The sequence below is a fragment of the Streptomyces sp. NBC_00872 genome (genome assembly GCF_045161915.1).
Classification (GTDB): Bacteria; Actinomycetota; Actinomycetes; order Streptomycetales; family Streptomycetaceae; genus Streptomyces.
Window position 1 is genome coordinate 3,493,226 of sequence record NZ_CP108806.1, and the last position, 16,825, is coordinate 3,510,050.

A 16,825-nucleotide genomic window follows, 5' to 3' on the forward strand; every position below is an offset into this window, starting at 1 on the left:
TCGATCCTAGGCCTGCGCACTATGTATCGCGCCGTCCCAGCAGCCACGGTTCCACCACACCGAGCCCGCGCACCGGCCGCTGCCACATGGGCTGGAGTCCGAAGCGGTACGGGGGCGGGGCATGGCCCTCCTTCTCGGCCTCCGCCGCCGCCTCGGCCGCCTGGGCCTCGGAGGCGGGGGCCTCGCCCGAGCGGATCAGATCCTCCGCGAACGCGCCGTCGACCAGCACCGTGTCCTTGGGCGCGATCGAGGTGAGCCTGCTGGCCAGGTTCACGGTCGTACCGAAGACATCGCCCATCCGCGTGGTGACCGTACCGAACGCGATCCCCACCCGTAGCGCCGGCATGGACGCGTCATGGGTCATGGTCTCTATGAGCCGCAGCGCTATCTCCGCCGCCGTGCCCGCGTCGTCCGCCGCGAACAGGACCTCGTCACCGAGCGTCTTGATCAGCCGGCCGCCGTGCGCGGCGACGAGGTCGGCGCAGGTCGTCTCGAACGCCTCGACCAGCTCACCCAGTTCCTCCTCCTCCAGCCGGCGGGTCAGCCGGGTGAACCCGACGAGATCCGCGAAGCCGACGGCGAGCCTCCGGTCGACCATCTCCTCGTCGTCGGCGGCCTGGACGACACGTCCGGTCGCGGCGGCGAGCTGGCGCCGCCAGACGTAGACGATGAACTCCTCCAGCTCCGGCAGGAGCAGTTCCACCAGCGGATAGGTGACTTCCGTACGGGTCATGCCCGGCTCGGGCGGCTCGGTCAGCCCCTCCAGGAAGGAGTCGATCTGCCACTCCGCCAGCCGGGCGGTGGTCTGTCCCGTCGACCGGGCGACCTGGATCGCCATCGGCTCGCTGAGCAGCCCCGCCTCCACCAGACCCGCGAGCCTGCGCAGCGCCAGGACGTCCGCCTCGGTGAGCGCCTTGGCCTGGCCGATGTCGGCGAAACCCATCGCGCGCCAGAAGCGGGAGGCGAGATCCATCGAGACCCCGGCGGTACGGGCCGCCTGGAAGGGGGTGTAGCGGCGCTCCGCGCCGAGGATGAGCTGTTCGAGACGGATGGCCAGCGGGTCGTCGGTCGGCTCGGCCGTGTGGTCGACGACATGGTGCGGGGTCGGGAATCCGGACGGTTCCGACGGCCGCTGCGCGTCCTCGCCGGAAGTCGAATCGTCGACGGTCACCAGCCGCCTCCTGCCCGTTCCCTGCGCACTGTCCTGCCGATCTGTCGTGGACCGCCTCAACGATACGGCAGATGTGCCCTGGCTCACGTCCCACCCACCAGCCTATTTATACGTCCGCGGGGCCGTCGGCGTGACCGGTTCCGCCGGGTCCTGACACCCCGGATTCACCCCGTCGCGCGCCGCCACCGGCTCACCCGGCGAACCCCCGCCGCCACCGCCTCACCCGGTGTCCGCCGTCCCGGCTCACCCGGCCGCCCGCAGATGCACGATGTCGCCCGCGCCCACCGCGTGCCGTTCACCGTCCCCGGTCCGTACGACCAGCCGGCCCTCGCTGTCGATCGCGACCGCTTCCCCGGCCAGCTCCCGGCCCCCCGGCAGCTCCGCCCGTACCGGCCGTCCCAGGGTCGCGCACCCCGCCGCGTACGCCTCCTGGACCCTGGACAGCGCCGGATCGCCGCCCGCCGTCCGCCACTCGCCGTACCACCGCTCCAGTGACCGCAGCACTCCCCGCAGCAGGGTGTCCCGGTCCAGGGACACCGCGTTCGCCAGGGCGAGTGAACCGGCCGTCGGCACGGGCAGTTCGGACTCGCGCAGTGAGACGTTCAGCCCGATGCCCACCACGACCGCGCCGTCCCCCGCGCGCTCGGCGAGGATCCCGCCCGCCTTGCGCTCCTCACCCCCCACGGTCACCAGCAGGTCGTTGGGCCATTTGAGGGATGTGTCCACGCCCGCCGCCCGCGCCAGACCGGTCGCCACGGCCACTCCGGTCAGCAGCGGCAGCCAGCCGTAGTGCCGGACCGGTACGTCCGGTCCCGGCCTGAGCAGTACGGAGAAGAAGAGGCCCGAACGGGCCGGCGCCGTCCACCGCCGGTCCAGCCGGCCCCGTCCCGCCGTCTGCTCCTCGGCGACCAGCACCGCGCCCTCGGCCAGGCCCGCCGCGGCCCGCCCGGCCAGATCGGTATTGGTGGAGCCGGTCGCGGGGACCACGTCGAGGGAGGTCCACAGAGCGCCGGGCCTGATCAGCCCGCGGCGCAGCGCGCTAGCGTTGAGAGGTGGCCGGTCGAGGTCGGACCAGCGGCTCACGGGGGTGTCGGAGTCGTTCATGCAAGCCACCCTAGGTGTGGCAAACACCGCACTGCCGAACGGTATCCACGCCGATACGCTACGGATCAGTAGCACCGGAACACCCGCATCCGTGACCCGCAGGGAGCCGCATCCCGATGTCCGAGCCGGAAATCGCCCAGGGACCCACCGCCGAAGCCGCCGGTGTCCCCGCGGAAACGTCCCCGGGGACCGCCGCGGCCCACACCACCGCGGACAGGATCGCCGACCTGCGGCGCCGTATCGAGGAGGCCACCCACGCGGGCTCCGCGCGCGCGGTGGAGAAACAGCACGCCAAGGGCAAGCTGACGGCACGTGAGCGCGTCGGCCTGCTGCTCGACGAGGGGTCGTTCGTCGAACTGGACGAGTTCGCCCGGCACCGCTCCACGGCCTTCGGCATCGAGAAGAACCGCCCGTACGGCGACGGTGTCATCACCGGTTACGGCACGGTCGACGGCCGGCCCGTCTGTGTCTACTCGCAGGACTTCACGATCTTCGGCGGCTCGCTCGGTGAGGTCTACGGCGAGAAGATCGTGAAGGTGATGGACTTCGCCCTGAAGACCGGCTGTCCGATCATCGGCATCAACGACGGCGGGGGCGCCCGTATCCAGGAGGGCGTGGCCGCGCTCGGTCTGTTCGCCGAGATCTTCCGCCGCAATGTGCACGCCTCGGGTGTGGTGCCGCAGATCAGCCTGATCGTCGGCCCGTGCGCGGGCGGCGCGGTCTACTCCCCGGCGATCACCGACTTCACGGTGATGGTCGACCAGACCTCGCACATGTTCATCACGGGGCCCGATGTCATCAAGACGGTGACCGGCGAGGACGTGGGCTTCGAGGAGCTGGGCGGCGCCCGTACCCACAACACCACCTCCGGGGTCGCCCACCACATGGCGGGCGACGAGAAGGACGCGATCGAGTACGTCAAGTCCCTGCTCTCGTACCTCCCGTCGAACAATCTCTCCGAGCCGCCCGCCTTCCCCGAGCAGGCCGATCCGGAGACGACCGCCGACGACCGCGAACTCGACACCCTGATCCCCAACTCCGCCAACCAGCCGTACGACATGCACACCGCCGTCGAACATGTGCTGGACGACGGCGAGTTCCTGGAGACCCAGGCGCTGTTCGCGCCGAACATCATCACCGGGTTCGGCCGGGTCGAGGGCTTCCCGGTCGGTGTCGTCGCCAATCAGCCGATGCAGTTCGCGGGCTGTCTGGACATCAACGCCTCGGAGAAGGCGGCGCGTTTCGTCCGTACGTGCGACGCCTTCAACATCCCGGTGCTGACCTTCGTCGACGTCCCGGGCTTCCTGCCGGGCGTGGACCAGGAGTACGGCGGCATCATCCGGCGCGGCGCCAAGCTGATCTACGCCTACGCGGAGGCCACCGTCCCGCTGATCACGGTGATCACCCGCAAGGCCTTCGGCGGCGCGTACGACGTCATGGGCTCCAAGCATCTCGGCGCCGATCTCAATGTGGCCTGGCCGACCGCGCAGATCGCCGTGATGGGCGCGCAGGGCGCGGTGAACATCCTGCACCGCCGTACGATCGCCGCGGCCGGTGACGAGGAGGCGCAGGAGACGGCGCGCGCCCGGTTGATCCAGGAGTACGAGGACGCGCTGCTCAATCCGTACGCGGCGGCCGAACGCGGCTATGTCGACGCGGTGATCATGCCCTCGGACACCCGCGCGCATATCGTGAAGGGACTGCGTCAGCTCCGTACGAAGCGGGAAAGCCTGCCCCCGAAGAAGCACGGCAACATTCCGCTCTAGGGTGTCCGGTCGTTCCGCCCTGGCGGGAAGGGAGTCGCAGATGATTAAGGTCGTACGGGGGAAGCCGACCCGGGAGGAACTGGCCGCCGCGCTGGCGGTGGTCCAGGCCCGTGCCGCGGCGGCGGCCCGCTCCCCGGAGCGGGCGCCCGAGCCGCCCGCCGAGTGGTCCTCCCCTACCCGTATCGCCCGCCACCGCGCCCCGAGCCCGGGTCCGCGCGCCTGGGCACGGACGTACTGGCCCGGATGACGGCGGCTGAGTGATGACGGCGGCTGAGTACGGGTACTCAAGCGTTCCGGGCGCGGCGGCCGGAGGATCGGTCCCATGCTCTGGTCCGATCCCGAGAACGAGCCGCCCGAGGAGCTGCGCGACGCGCAGACCATGCTGCGCCGCGCGGGTGTGCTGCTCGCACTGACGGCGGTGGTGGCCATGATCGTGCTCGGCCTTCATTGACGGGCGGACCGCGCCCTACGATGACCCGTATGACTGATCAGCGCCGCCGGCTCGTCCTCGCCTCCGCCTCCCCCGCCCGTCTCGGACTGCTCCGGCAGGCCGGGCTCGCGCCCGAGGTGGTCGTCAGCGGTGTCGACGAGGACGCGCTGTCCGCGCCCACCCCCGCCGAACTGGCCCTCGTGCTCGCCGAGGCCAAGGCCTCCACCGTGGCCGCGCTCCCGGAGGCGGCCGGCGCCCTGGTCATCGGCTGCGACTCCGTACTGGACCTCGACGGCGAGGCGCTCGGCAAGCCCGTGGACGCCGAGGAGGCCACCTTCCGCTGGAAGTCGATGCGCGGCCGTGCGGGGGTGCTGCGGACCGGTCACTGCGTGATCGACACCGCGACCGGCCGGCGCGCTTCCGCGACCGCCTCGACCACCGTCCGCTTCGGCAGCCCGAGCGACGCCGAGATCGCCGCGTACGTCGCGTCCGGCGAACCCCTGCGTGTGGCGGGCGCCTTCACCCTGGACGGCCGCTCCGCGCCCTTCGTCGACTCGATCGACGGCGACCACGGCAATGTCATCGGTCTGTCGCTGCCCCTGCTGCGCGGTCTGCTCGCCGAGCTGGGGACCGGGATCACCGATCTGTGGGTCTGAACCGCCCACGCCCTCACGGCGGTTGACTCAGGCGGGAGCAGGTCCCTCCGCCGGCGCGGAGTCGTCACGACTCCCGCGCTCGGGTCCGTACGCGACCAGGACCAGTACGAGCATCCCCAGGACGGCCATCATGAACGCGAAGGCCGTCCACCCGAGCAGCCCCACCGACACCGCGCCCAGCACCGCGTGCGCGACCGCGCAGGCGGCCAGCGTGAACCGGCCGGTCCGGCCGGGGGCGCGGTCCCTGACGGCCGTACGGACCAGAACCGCCGCGCAGAGTACGAGAAAGAGCCCGAGGACACCGCCCGTCACCCAGGTGCCCGTGGACATCGCGCCCGGGTCGAGCCCCGCCAGGGACATCTGCTGGTTGTCCACCACCGTGGCGAGCACCCCGTTGACGAACACGACGCCCATCGCCTCCAACAGCAGCACGATCGCAGCCACCCATGCCACCGGTCTCCGCGCCACGGCTTCCCCCCTCATCGCTGTTACCGCCAGTACGAACGACATCGCGCACGCTACTAACGGGTAAACCTCCGGACAAGGGCCCGAGCGGAGGCAAAGAATCATTCGGCCATTCGTAGGGACTCCACAAAGAATCGCGATCCGCCGAGGTGCACTCGGACAGAGAGCTGGACCACATCCGGACGCTACTGTGCGACGGGGGATCGCGGCGTACCGTGGTGTCACAAGGGATTTCGCGACTTGAGCGAGCCTCGAAACACGCTCCGTGTGGGGAAGCTCACGAATGGGGACTGTTCGATGGGGCGTGTCGGCAGTCCCTAAACTCAGCTTGTTTCAAGGAGGGAGCCATCGTGCGCAAGGTGCTCATCGCCAACCGTGGCGAGATCGCTGTCCGGGTTGCCCGTGCGTGCCGGGACGCCGGGATCGAGAGCGTCGCGGTGTACGCGGATCCGGACCGGGACGCTCCGCATGTCCGCGCGGCGGACGAGGCGTTCGCTCTCGGCGGTGACACCCCGGCCGCGAGCTATCTGGACATGGCCAAAGTGCTTCAGGCGGCGAAGGATTCGGGTGCCGACGCGGTGCATCCGGGTTACGGCTTCCTGTCCGAGAACGCGGAGTTCGCGCAGGCGGTCCTGGACGCCGGTCTGACCTGGATCGGTCCGCCGCCCCAGGCGATCCGTGACCTCGGTGACAAGGTCGCCGCCCGGCATATCGCCCAGCGCGCCGGTGCCCCGCTCGTCGCGGGTACCCCGGATCCGGTGGACGGCGCGGACGAGGTGGTGGCCTTCGCCCGGGAGCACGGTCTGCCGATCGCGATCAAGGCGGCCTTCGGCGGCGGCGGACGCGGTCTCAAGGTCGCCCGCACGCTGGAGGAGATCCCGGAGCTGTTCGACTCCGCGGTCCGTGAGGCGGTGGCCGCGTTCGGCCGCGGCGAGTGCTTCGTCGAGCGCTACCTCGACCGGCCCCGCCATGTGGAGACCCAGTGCCTGGCCGATGTCCACGGCAATGTCGTGGTCGTCTCCACCCGGGACTGCTCCCTCCAGCGCCGTCACCAGAAACTGGTCGAGGAGGCCCCCGCCCCCTTCCTGACCGACGCCCAGAACGCGGAGCTGTACGCGGCGTCGAAGGCCATCCTCAAGGAGGCCGGATACGTGGGCGCGGGCACGGTGGAGTTCCTGGTCGCGGCCGACGGCACCATCAGCTTCCTGGAGGTCAACACCCGTCTCCAGGTGGAGCACCCGGTCACCGAGGAGGTCACCGGTATCGACCTGGTCCGCGAGATGTTCCGGATCGCCGACGGCGAACCGCTCGGCTACGACGACCCGCCGGTGCGGGGGCACTCCTTCGAGTTCCGGATCAACGGCGAGGACCCCGGCCGGGGCTTCCTGCCCGCCCCCGGCACCGTCACCCTCTTCGCGCCCCCCACCGGCCCCGGAGTCCGTCTCGACGCCGGTGTCGAGACCGGCAGTGTCATCGGCCCCGCCTGGGACTCCCTCCTCGCCAAGCTCGTCATCACCGGCGCCACCCGCGAACAGGCCCTTCAGCGCGCCGCCCGCGCACTGGACGAGTTCACCGTCGAGGGCATGGCCACCGCGCTGCCCTTCCACCGCAAGGTCGTCACCGACCCCGCCTTCACCGCGAACCCGTTCACCATCCACACCCGGTGGATGGAGACCGAGTTCGTCAACGACATCCCCGCCTTCACCACCCCCGCCGACGCCGACACCGACGAGGAGCCCGGCCGCGAGACCGTGGTCGTCGAGGTCGGCGGCAAGCGCCTCGAAGTCTCCCTCCCCACCAGCCTCGGTATGACCCTGGCACGGACCGGTCTGGCCGCCGGCGCGAAGCCCAAGCGGCGGGCGGCGAAGAAGTCCGCCTCGGCCGCCTCGGGCGACACCCTCGCCTCGCCGATGCAGGGGACGATCGTGAAGGTCGCGGTCGAGGAGGGCCAGGAGGTCAAGGAAGGCGACCTGATCGTGGTCCTGGAGGCGATGAAGATGGAGCAGCCCCTCAACGCCCACCGCTCGGGCACCGTCAAGGGCCTCGCCGCCGAAGTCGGCGCCTCCCTCACCTCCGGCGCCACCATCTGCGAGATCAAGGACTGACGCGTCCGCACCGGGGGGCCACCGTATACATCGGTGGCCCCCCGGCGTTTCCCCGGGCCTGGCATGCTGGGACGGGCGAGGGAAGGACCGCGAATGGCGACGAGCACGGCACAGAGCCGCCCCCGGCCCATGCGCGCGGACGCGCGCCGCAACTACGACCGGCTGCTCCTCGAAGCGCGCGCCAGCTTCGCGGAGCACGGTACGGACGCCTCGCTGGAGGATGTCGCGCGCCGCGCGGGCGTCGGGATCGGCACGCTCTACCGGCACTTCCCCAACCGCCACGCGCTGCTGAACGCGGTCTTTCAGGAGGCCCTCGCGGCCCTGCTCGAACGTTCACGCGAACTCGCCGACGCGGAACCGCCCTGCAACGCGCTGGTGGAGTGGCTACGCGCCCTCATCACCCACGCGGGCGAGTACCGCGGCCTCGCGCGGGCGCTCATGTCGGTCTCGTACGACAAGAGTTCCGCGCTGTCGCAGTGCAGCGTGCCGCTGCGGGCGGCGGGGGAACGGCTGCTGGTACGGGCGCAGCGAGCCGGCCGTGTCAGGCCGGAGGTCTCGATCGACGATCTGATGCAGCTGACGAACGCGATCGCGCTGGCGGCGGAGCAGTCACCGGCGGATCCGGAGCTGGCGGCCCGTCTGCTGAACCTGACCCTGACGGGCCTGAAGCCGCAGCCCTAGGCCATGTCTTCAATCGGCGGACGGGCCGGGGCGGGGCGCACCACGCACCCGCGCCTCCGGACCCGCACCGCGCACCGGCGCCCCGCACCGACCCGCCGGGACCGCTACCGCCGCCGCAGATCCGCCACTCGCGCCCGCTCCCCGGGCTCCTGCGTGGTCAGCGACGACGCCGCGCTGCGCAGTTGCGGCCCCGGACCGCCCGTGTGCGTACGCCGCTGCCCCGGAAGCGGCACGTCCCTGCGGGCCTGACGCCCCGTCGGAACCCCGTCCCCGCCCGAGCCGCCCGCGCCCACCGGGCCACCCGCGCCCGCCGACCCGCCGACCCCGCCCTGGACACCCGCACCGCCGCCGGCGCCACCGGCACCCGCCACCGCGATCTGCACGCCCTGGTCCGCCAGGGCCTGAAGCTCCGTACCGGCACGGTCGTCGTGCGCGGGCGGCTCGTCGGTCACGAGCCGGCTGATCAGATCCGTCGGCACCGTCTGGAACATCGTGTCCGTACCGAGCTTGGTGTGGTCGGCCAGCACCACCACCTCCGCCGCCGCCTGCACCAGCGCCCGGTCGACGCTCGCCGAGAGCATGTTGGAGGTGGAGAGACCGCGCTCCGCCGTCAGCCCGCTCCCCGAGAGGAACGCACGGGTGACCCGGAGCCCCTGGAGGGACTGCTCGGCCCCGCTGCCGACCAGCGCGTAGTTCGACCCGCGCAGCGTGCCGCCGGTCATGACGACCTCGACCCGGTTGGCATGGGCCAGCGCCTGGGCGACCAGCAGTGAGTTGGTGACGACGGTCAGCCCGGGGATCCGCGCGAGCCGGCGGGCCAGCTCCTGCGTGGTCGTACCGGCGCCGACGACCACGGCTTCGCCCTCTTCGACGAAGCTCGCGGCGAGATCGGCGATGGCCGTCTTCTCCGCCGTCGCGAGATGGGACTTTTGCGGAAAGCCGGATTCTCGCGTGAATCCGCCCGGCAATACCGCACCGCCGTGCCGGCGGTCGAGGAGTCCTTCTGCCTCAAGCGCCCGCACGTCCCGCCGTACGGTCACTTCGGAGGTCTGGACGACGCGGGCGAGCTCACGGAGCGACACGGCTCCGTTGGCTCGCACCATTTCGAGGATCAATTGACGACGTTCTGCAGCGAACACGAAACTGACAGTAACCCCAACGACCGTCTGCTTTCAGCAGTTTGCGCCGAATAACAGAAGTTGTACACAGACGAGCGCACGAAGTGGTATACGGGGACACGACCGTCGTCCAAGCCGCCCAAACCCCGTCAGAACCCCACCGGAACCCGGCGCCGCGATCACATCAGGACCGCGTCACAACCGCGAAGCGCCCCCGGCGGAACCCCCGGAGGAACCGCGGCGGGACCCGGGTACGACTCCCGCGGAGAACCGGGACGGAGCCCCCGGCCGGTCCCCGGGCGGCGGGAACCCCGTCCGTGTCAGTTCTCCTCCGCCGTCTTCCGGGTGTGCAACTGCCGTGCCACTTCGGCGATCGAGCCCGACAGGGACGGATACACGGTGAAGGCGTTGGCGATCTGTTCGACGGTCAGGCTGTTGTCCACCGCGAGCGAGATGGGGTGGATCAGCTCGCTCGCACGCGGCGCGACGACCACGCCGCCGACCACGATGCCCGTGCCGGGACGGGCGAAGATCTTGACGAAGCCGTCCCGGACGCCCTGCATCTTCGCGCGCGCGTTCCGCAGCAGCGGCAGCTTGACGACGCGCGCGTCGATCCTGCCGCTGTCGACGTCCGCCTGGCTGTAACCGACGGTGGCGATCTCCGGGTCGGTGAAGACGTTCGACGAGACGGTCTTGAGGTTGAGCGGAGCCACCGCGTCGCCGAGGAAGTGGTACATCGCGATCCGGCCCTGCATGGCCGCGACGGAGGCGAGCGCGAAGATCCCGGTGACATCGCCGGCCGCGTAGACACCGGGCGCTGAGGTACGGGAGACCCGGTCGGTCTTGATGTGGCCCGACTCCTTGAGGACCACGCCCGCTTCCTCAAGACCCATGCCCGCGGTGTTCGGTATCGCGCCGACCGCCATCAGACAGTGCGACCCGGTGATGATCCGCCCGTCGGAGAGGGTGACCTCGACCCGGTCGCCCACGCGCTTGGCGGCCTCGGCCCGGGAGCGGGACATCACGTTCATCCCGCGGCGCCGGAAGACGTCCTCCAGCACGGCGGCGGCGTCCGGGTCCTCGCCGGGCAGCACCCGGTCGCGGGAGGAGACCAGTGTGACCCGCGAGCCCAGCGCCTGGTAGGCACCGGCGAACTCGGCTCCGGTCACACCCGAGCCGACCACGATCAGTTCCTCGGGCAGCTCGTCGAGGTCGTAGACCTGGGTCCAGTTGAGGATGCGCTCGCCGTCCGGCCGCGCGTCCTCGATCTCCCGGGGGTGGGCTCCGGTGGCGATCAGCACGGCGTCGGCGGTGAGCGACTCCTCGCTGCCGTCGGCCGCGGTCACGATCACCTGCCGCGAACCGTCCATGGCCTGCCGCCCGTCGAGCCGGCCCCGGCCGCGCATGACGCGCGCGCCGGCCCGGGTGACGGACGCGGTGATGTCATGGGACTGCGCGAGCGCGAGCCGCTTCACACGCCGGTTGACCTTGCCCAGATCGACCCCGACGACACGGGCCGACTGCTCCGCGGGGGGCGTGTCGTCGGCGACGATGATGCCCAGCTCCTCGTACGAGGAGTCGAAGGTGGTCATCACCTCGGCCGTCGCGATGAGCGTCTTCGACGGTACGCAGTCGGTGAGCACCGACGCCCCGCCGAGGCCGTCGCAGTCGACGACGGTCACCTCGGCCCCGAGCTGGGCGCCCACCAGGGCAGCCTCGTAGCCGCCGGGTCCGCCGCCGATGATCACGATCCGGGTCACGAAAAAGTCCGCCTCGCGTTGTCGACCCGGCCCGTCTGCCACCCCGGCCGGGGTTCCGGGGGAGCCCCCGGGGGATGCAGTACGTACTCCATTGTCCCGCACGCTTCAAGCGGCTTCGCCCCGGGGCCTCCATCCGGGAACCCATGGTGCCCGCCGCCGGAAAAGCCACGCGGCCCGCCGCCCGGGAAACCCCGGCCCCCGCCGCCGCGAAACCCCCGGCCCCGCCAGGAAACCCGTCCGCCCCGTCCGGTGAACCCGGCCGTCGGGCCGGACCGGTGGATCGGCGGCCACGCCCGTACCTCCCGTACCCTCAACCTCATGTCGCTCTACGCCGCGTACGCCGGCAACCTCGACGCGCGGCTGATGACCCGCCGCGCCCCGCACTCCCCGTTGCGCGGCACCGGCTGGCTCAACGGCTGGCGGCTCACCTTCGGCGGCGAGCAGATGGGCTGGGAGGGCGCGCTGGTCACGGTCGTGGAGGCGCCGCGCTCCCAGGTCTTCGTCGCGCTGTACGACATCGCCCCGATGGACGAGGACTCCATGGACCGCTGGGAGGGCGTGGGGCTCGACATATACCGCCGGATGCGGATCCGGGTGCACACCCTGGACGGCGAGGAGCCGGCCTGGATGTATGTGCTCAACGGGTACGAGGGCGGCCTCCCCTCCGCCCGCTATCTGGGCGAGCTGGCGGACGCGGCGGAATCGGCGGGCGCGCCCCACGACTATGTGATGGAACTGCGCAAGCGTCCCTGCTGAGCCATGGCGCCGAGGTGACACGCACCCGGCCTGAAATCGATGGACATAGGGCGCATACCGGGCGTCCGATCACCCATTCGCACTCCCGCGGCGATGCCGTCTGTCCGAAACGGCAGTACAACGATGTCAAGACCGTGTGCCCATCATCTACGCGCGTAGGGAATGACCGGCTACCCTCATCCGCGTGAACGCATCTGTTATCCAGGCCAACGCCGACGGACCCGCCGATCCTCTGGCCGCCGCCGGCGCCGCCGCCGCGCGCCTGCGCGAACTGACCGGCGCCGAGACCCATGACGTCGTCCTTGTGATGGGCTCCGGCTGGGGCCCGGCCGTCGAAGCGCTCGGCGCGCCCGAGGCGGAGTTCCCCGTGACCGATCTGCCGGGGTTCCCCCCGCCCGTCGTCGCGGGTCACGGCGGCAGGATCCGCTCGTACAAGATCGCCGAGAAGCGCGCGCTGGTCTTCCTCGGCCGTACGCACTACTACGAGGGCCGGGGCGTCGCCGCCGTGGCCCACGGGGTCCGTACCGCCGTCGCCGCCGGCTGCAAGACCGTCGTCCTGACCAACGGCTGCGGCGGACTGCGCGAGGGCATGCGCCCCGGCCAGCCCGTGCTGATCAGCGACCACATCAATCTGACGGCCGTCTCCCCGATCGTCGGCCCGAACTTCGTGGATCTGACGGACCTGTACTCGCCGCGGCTGCGCGCGCTGTGCAAGGAGATCGATCCGGCTCTGGAGGAGGGGGTGTACGTACAGTTCCCCGGGCCGCACTACGAGACCCCGGCCGAGATCAATATGGTCCGGGTGATGGGCGGCGATCTCGTCGGTATGTCCACCGTCCTGGAGGCCATCGCGGCCCGCGAGGCGGGCGCCGAGGTGCTGGGGATCTCGCTGGTCACCAATCTGGCCGCGGGTCTGTCGGGCGAACCCCTCAACCACGAGGAGGTCCTCCAGGCGGGCCGCGACTCGGCGACGCAGATGGGTGCCCTGCTGGCCCAGGTGCTTGAGCGCGTCTGAGCCGGGAATGACATCTGGCCGGGACGATCGACCAGGTCCCGGTACCGGTACCGCGTCAACCACGTATCGGGCAACCGAGCAACCGAAGCGCATCGAGCAACCGAAGCGGAGACCAACCACTCCGCGAGAGCGGCGCCGGCTTAGGCGCGAGGAGGTCCCCCACCGTGCAGCAGCAGGACCCCATGGAGCAGGACGTCATCAGCCGGGCCAGGGCCTGGCTGGCCGAGGACCCGGACCCCGGGACCCGCGCGGAACTCGCCGCGGTCATCGAGGCCGGGGATCTGGACTCACTCACCGAACGGTTCGCCGGGACGTTGCAGTTCGGCACGGCCGGACTGCGCGGGGAACTGGGCGCGGGGCCCATGCGGATGAACCGCGCCGTGGTCATCCGCGCCGCGGCAGGGCTCGCCGCGTATCTGATGAACCGCGGCGCCGACGGGGGACTGGTCGTCATCGGGTACGACGCCCGCCACAAGTCGGCCGACTTCGCCCTGGACACCGCGGCCGTGATGACCGGCGCGGGACTGCGCGCCGCCGTACTGCCCCGGCCGCTGCCCACCCCGGTGCTCGCCTTCGCCGTACGGCATCTCGGCGCCGTGGCCGGGGTGATGGTCACCGCGAGCCACAACCCGCCCCAGGACAACGGCTACAAGGTCTATCTGGGCGGCGGCTCCCAGATCGTGCCGCCGTCGGACGGCGAGATCGCCGCCGAGATCGACGCGGTCGGCCCGCTGGGCTCCGTACGGCGTCCGGGCGAGGGCTGGGAGATCCTCGGGGACGAGGTCCTGGGCGCGTATCTGGAACGTACGGACGCGGTCCTGACCCCCGGCACACCGCGGACCGCGCGAATCGTCCACACGGCGCTGCACGGTGTCGGCACGGAGACCCTCCTCGCGGCCTTCGCGCGCGCCGGTTTCCCCGAGCCCGTCCTGGTGGCGGAGCAGGCGGAGCCCGACCCCGCGTTCCCGACCGTCGCGTTCCCCAACCCGGAGGAGCCGGGCGCGATGGATCTGGCCTTCGCCACGGCCCGGCGCGCCCAGCCCGATCTGATCATCGCCAACGACCCGGACGCGGACCGCTGCGCGGTGGCCGTGCCCGACGACACGGCGGAGGGCGGCGCGGGCTGGCGGATGCTCAGCGGCGACGAGACCGGCGCGCTGCTCGCCGCGCATCTCGTCCACAAGGGGGCGACGGGCACGTTCGCCGAGTCGATCGTCTCGTCCTCGCTGCTGGGGCGGATCGCCGGGGCGGCGGAGCTGGGGTACGAGGAGACACTGACCGGCTTCAAGTGGATCGCACGCGTCGAGGGCCTGCGGTACGGGTACGAGGAGGCGCTCGGCTACTGCGTCGACCCCGACGGGGTGAAGGACAAGGACGGCATCACCGCCGCGCTGCTCGTCGCCGAACTGGCCTCAGAGCTGAAGGCCCAGGACCGTACGCTCAGCGATCTCCTGGACGATCTGGCCGTCACCCACGGTCTGCACGCCACGGGCCAGCTCTCGGTGCGCGTCAAGGACCTGTCGCTGATCGCGGACGCGATGCGCCGGCTGCGGGAGAAGCCGCCGGTGGTGCTGGCCGGGCTGGATGTCGTCTCCGTGGAGGACCTGGCGGAGGGCTCGGCCACGCTGCCGCCGACGGACGGCCTGCGCTACCACCTGGAGGGGACGTACCGGGCGCGTGTCATCGTGCGGCCCAGCGGTACGGAACCGAAGCTCAAGTGCTACCTGGAGGTCGTGATCCCGGTGGCGGACGCGCCGGGGCTGGCGGGGGCGCGGGTGATGGGGGCGGGGGTGCTGGCGGCGCTGAGGCGGGATCTGTCGGCGGCGGCGGGTATTTAGGCGGTGCGGGTCGCCTCCCGGCGGGGGCGGTTCGCGCCTGCGGCGCGGGGGCGGTGCGTGGGTGGTGCGGGTGCCGGGGCCTCCGGAGGTACATGTCCGGACGGCATGATTTACGCCGCGTGCGGACCGGCTGCTGGGTGCGGGTCTCGTATGCGGCACAAATCACGCTTTAGTGTCCGAACACGCACCTCCTACGACCCCGACCCCCTCCCGCCGGACGCCCGGCTGCGGGCCGGTCCGGGCCCACACCAAGCCCGTCCGGCGATTGAGGACTGGGACGCGCGTGGTCAGGTCGTGGTCAGGAGGACGATCAGGAGTACCAGGCCCGCCAGGGCCGGGGCGATCACCTCGTACGCCCAGCGCACCACCGGCTCGCCCTGCGCCGTGGGGCGGGTCGTGGCCCGTTCGGACAGTTCGCGCATCTCCGCGACCGCGCGGTCCACGAGCGCCAGCCGGGCCGGGTCGGGGGCCTCGGAGGCGCCGCCGCGGGCCAGCCGGTCCTGGTAGCGGTGGGCGCGCTTGCGCTGGCGCAGGGAGACCGGGACCGCCCAGAGCTGGAACTTCCCGGCGCTCTCGGTGAGCACCTCGCACGAGTACGCGGCGCGAATCTCCGTCACCGTCGCCCAGGGCAGCGTGATCGTCCGGAACGGGTTTCTGATCCGCAGCCGGTCCTCCCCCGCGAAGACCGCCGGGCGCAGACTGAACGCGACGACGAGCGGTACGGAGAAGAGGAGACCGGCCAGCGCCAGCCAGGGGGTGCGGCCCGTGCCCCGGACGAGCGCGTCGACGCCGAGCCAGCCCGCGATCGCCAGCAGCAGGAGACCGCCGAGGATCCCGCCGCCCGACCGGAAGACACGGTCGCGGTAGGTCGGCTGGGAGGTCTGGGGCGCTGGACTCGTCATATGCCCGATTCTGCCGTACGCGTCCGTAAAGCCTCGACGGACCTCCGGTCACAGCTCGGACTCACCTCTGTACAGGTCGCTACGCGCGTAGATATGCTCCTCTGGTGACCATGCCCACCATCACTCCCGTATTCGCCGACGTGACCGCGTCCGACAGCGCGCTGCGCCACTTCCTGCACGGGCTGCCGGGTGTCGACGCCGTCGGCCTGGAGGCGCGCGCCGGTTCGCTCGGGACGCGCTCGATCAAGACCACGGCCAAGGCGTACGCCATCGATCTCGCCATCTCCATGATCGATCTGACGACGCTCGAAGGCGCGGACACCCCCGGCAAGGTCCGGGCGCTCGCCGCCAAGGCCCTGCGGCCCGATCCGACCGACCGTACGACGCCCGCCACCGCGGCCGTCTGTGTCTATCCGGACATGGCGGAGACGGCGGTCGCCGCGCTCGCCGGGTCCGGGGTGAAGGTCGCGTCCGTCGCGACCGCCTTCCCGGCCGGCCGGGCCTCGCTCGCGGTGAAGCTCGCGGACACCCGCGACGCCGTGGCCGCGGGCGCCGACGAGATCGACATGGTCATCGATCGCGGCGCGTTCCTCGCGGGTCACTACCTCAAGGTGTACGAGGAGATCCGCGCGGTGAAGGAGGCGGCCGGAGCCGCCCGGCTCAAGGTCATCTTCGAGACCGGCGAGCTGTCCACGTACGACAACATCCGCCGCGCCTCCTGGCTCGGCATGATCGCGGGCGCGGACTTCATCAAGACGTCGACCGGCAAGGTCGGGGTCAACGCCACCCCCGCCAACACGCTGCTGATGCTGGAGGCCGTACGGGACTTCCGCGAGCGGACCGGGGTACAGATCGGGGTGAAGCCCGCGGGCGGTATCCGCACCAGCAAGGACGCGGTGAAGTTCCTGGTGCTGGTCAATGAGACCGTGGGCGCGGACTGGCTGGACAGCCACTGGTTCCGCTTCGGCGCCTCCAGTCTGCTGAACGATCTGCTGATGCAGCGTCAGAAGCTCAGCACCGGCCGCTACTCCGGCCCCGACTATGTGACGGTGGACTGA

At 71.3% G+C, this 16,825-nt stretch carries 16 protein-coding genes; 10 read left to right on the forward strand and 6 right to left on the reverse strand.

The annotated features are described in order from the left end of the window. Positions 1–19: 19 nt before the first annotated feature. Both OG214_RS14790 and OG214_RS14795 read right to left on the reverse strand, forming a co-directional pair. On the reverse strand, positions 20–1,171 hold the full coding sequence (locus OG214_RS14790; protein WP_405985002.1) for an adenylate/guanylate cyclase domain-containing protein: 1,152 nt from the start codon (positions 1,169–1,171) through the stop codon (positions 20–22). Between the two features lie 243 nt (positions 1,172–1,414). Next, the gene (locus OG214_RS14795) at positions 1,415–2,275 is read right to left on the reverse strand and encodes a biotin--[acetyl-CoA-carboxylase] ligase (RefSeq protein ID WP_405985003.1); all 861 of its coding nucleotides are present in this window, start codon (positions 2,273–2,275) and stop codon (positions 1,415–1,417) included. A gap of 116 nt (positions 2,276–2,391) precedes the next feature. On the opposite strand from OG214_RS14795, the gene OG214_RS14800 reads away from it, so the two are divergent. The 4 genes from OG214_RS14800 to OG214_RS14815 all read left to right on the forward strand — a co-directional run bounded on the left by OG214_RS14800 (position 2,392) and on the right by OG214_RS14815 (position 5,127). Then, entirely contained in the window at positions 2,392–4,041 is a 1,650-nt protein-coding gene (locus tag OG214_RS14800; RefSeq protein WP_405985004.1) for an acyl-CoA carboxylase subunit beta, read from the forward strand. A gap of 40 nt (positions 4,042–4,081) precedes the next feature. Beyond that, positions 4,082–4,288 carry an acyl-CoA carboxylase epsilon subunit gene (locus OG214_RS14805; RefSeq protein WP_405985005.1) on the forward strand — a complete coding sequence of 69 codons (207 nt, stop codon included), beginning with the start codon at positions 4,082–4,084 and terminating at the stop codon, positions 4,286–4,288. 75 nt (positions 4,289–4,363) lie between these two features. Continuing rightward, positions 4,364–4,492: a morphogenic membrane protein MmpB gene (gene mmpB, locus OG214_RS14810; protein ID WP_363081316.1), complete on the forward strand. Its 129-nt coding sequence runs from the start codon at positions 4,364–4,366 to the stop codon at positions 4,490–4,492. A 20-nt stretch (positions 4,493–4,512) separates the two neighbouring features. Beyond that, entirely contained in the window at positions 4,513–5,127 is a 615-nt protein-coding gene (locus OG214_RS14815; protein WP_405985006.1) for a Maf family protein, read from the forward strand. Positions 5,128–5,154: 27 nt separating this feature from the next. Here OG214_RS14815 and OG214_RS14820 read toward each other — a convergent pair whose 3' ends face one another. Beyond that, on the reverse strand, positions 5,155–5,610 hold the full coding sequence (locus OG214_RS14820) for a hypothetical protein (RefSeq protein WP_363081318.1): 456 nt from the start codon (positions 5,608–5,610) through the stop codon (positions 5,155–5,157). A gap of 332 nt (positions 5,611–5,942) precedes the next feature. Between OG214_RS14820 and OG214_RS14825 the strand changes: the two genes are divergently transcribed. Together OG214_RS14825 and OG214_RS14830 are read left to right on the forward strand one after the other, a co-directional pair. Then, a complete protein-coding gene (locus OG214_RS14825; protein ID WP_363081319.1) occupies positions 5,943–7,697 on the forward strand; it encodes a biotin carboxylase N-terminal domain-containing protein in 1,755 nt (584 codons plus the stop codon). Positions 7,698–7,790: 93 nt separating this feature from the next. Beyond that, positions 7,791–8,378 carry a TetR/AcrR family transcriptional regulator gene (locus tag OG214_RS14830; RefSeq protein WP_405985007.1) on the forward strand — a complete coding sequence of 196 codons (588 nt, stop codon included), beginning with the start codon at positions 7,791–7,793 and terminating at the stop codon, positions 8,376–8,378. A 104-nt stretch (positions 8,379–8,482) separates the two neighbouring features. On the opposite strand, the gene OG214_RS14835 is transcribed toward OG214_RS14830, so the two are convergent. Continuing rightward, positions 8,483–9,481, reverse strand: a complete 999-nt coding sequence (locus OG214_RS14835; protein WP_405987508.1) for a DeoR/GlpR family DNA-binding transcription regulator — start codon at positions 9,479–9,481, stop codon at positions 8,483–8,485. A 335-nt stretch (positions 9,482–9,816) separates the two neighbouring features. Beyond that, entirely contained in the window at positions 9,817–11,256 is a 1,440-nt protein-coding gene (locus OG214_RS14840; protein ID WP_363081322.1) for an NAD(P)H-quinone dehydrogenase, read from the reverse strand. 318 nt (positions 11,257–11,574) lie between these two features. Between OG214_RS14840 and OG214_RS14845 the strand changes: the two genes are divergently transcribed. The 3 genes from OG214_RS14845 to OG214_RS14855 all read left to right on the forward strand — a co-directional run bounded on the left by OG214_RS14845 (position 11,575) and on the right by OG214_RS14855 (position 14,865). Beyond that, a complete protein-coding gene (locus OG214_RS14845; protein WP_066944551.1) occupies positions 11,575–12,012 on the forward strand; it encodes a gamma-glutamylcyclotransferase in 438 nt (145 codons plus the stop codon). A 184-nt stretch (positions 12,013–12,196) separates the two neighbouring features. Continuing rightward, positions 12,197–13,027 carry a purine-nucleoside phosphorylase gene (locus OG214_RS14850; RefSeq protein WP_363081323.1) on the forward strand — a complete coding sequence of 277 codons (831 nt, stop codon included), beginning with the start codon at positions 12,197–12,199 and terminating at the stop codon, positions 13,025–13,027. A 182-nt stretch (positions 13,028–13,209) separates the two neighbouring features. Next, positions 13,210–14,865 (forward strand): phospho-sugar mutase, encoded by a 1,656-nt coding sequence (locus OG214_RS14855; protein ID WP_405987509.1) that lies wholly within the window; start codon positions 13,210–13,212, stop codon positions 14,863–14,865. A gap of 287 nt (positions 14,866–15,152) precedes the next feature. Here OG214_RS14855 and OG214_RS14860 read toward each other — a convergent pair whose 3' ends face one another. Next, entirely contained in the window at positions 15,153–15,767 is a 615-nt protein-coding gene (locus OG214_RS14860) for a PH domain-containing protein (RefSeq protein ID WP_405985008.1), read from the reverse strand. Positions 15,768–15,877: 110 nt separating this feature from the next. Here OG214_RS14860 and deoC point away from each other — a divergent pair, with 110 nt between their 5' ends. Continuing rightward, the gene (deoC, locus tag OG214_RS14865; RefSeq protein ID WP_363081338.1) at positions 15,878–16,825 is read left to right on the forward strand and encodes a deoxyribose-phosphate aldolase; all 948 of its coding nucleotides are present in this window, start codon (positions 15,878–15,880) and stop codon (positions 16,823–16,825) included.

Coding starts and splice junctions, on each gene's coding strand:
- OG214_RS14845 (WP_066944551.1), top strand. CDS start 11,575: ATGTCGCTCTACGCCGCGTACGCCGGCAACCTCGACGCGCGGCTGATG.
- OG214_RS14820 (WP_363081318.1), bottom strand. CDS start 5,610: ATGAGGGGGGAAGCCGTGGCGCGGAGACCGGTGGCATGGGTGGCTGCG.
- deoC (WP_363081338.1), top strand. CDS start 15,878: ATGCCCACCATCACTCCCGTATTCGCCGACGTGACCGCGTCCGACAGC.
- mmpB (WP_363081316.1), top strand. CDS start 4,364: ATGCTCTGGTCCGATCCCGAGAACGAGCCGCCCGAGGAGCTGCGCGAC.
- OG214_RS14830 (WP_405985007.1), top strand. CDS start 7,791: ATGGCGACGAGCACGGCACAGAGCCGCCCCCGGCCCATGCGCGCGGAC.
- OG214_RS14855 (WP_405987509.1), top strand. CDS start 13,210: ATGGAGCAGGACGTCATCAGCCGGGCCAGGGCCTGGCTGGCCGAGGAC.
- OG214_RS14860 (WP_405985008.1), bottom strand. CDS start 15,767: ATGACGAGTCCAGCGCCCCAGACCTCCCAGCCGACCTACCGCGACCGT.
- OG214_RS14800 (WP_405985004.1), top strand. CDS start 2,392: ATGTCCGAGCCGGAAATCGCCCAGGGACCCACCGCCGAAGCCGCCGGT.
- OG214_RS14835 (WP_405987508.1), bottom strand. CDS start 9,481: ATGGTGCGAGCCAACGGAGCCGTGTCGCTCCGTGAGCTCGCCCGCGTC.
- OG214_RS14805 (WP_405985005.1), top strand. CDS start 4,082: ATGATTAAGGTCGTACGGGGGAAGCCGACCCGGGAGGAACTGGCCGCC.
- OG214_RS14815 (WP_405985006.1), top strand. CDS start 4,513: ATGACCCGTATGACTGATCAGCGCCGCCGGCTCGTCCTCGCCTCCGCC.
- OG214_RS14795 (WP_405985003.1), bottom strand. CDS start 2,275: ATGAACGACTCCGACACCCCCGTGAGCCGCTGGTCCGACCTCGACCGG.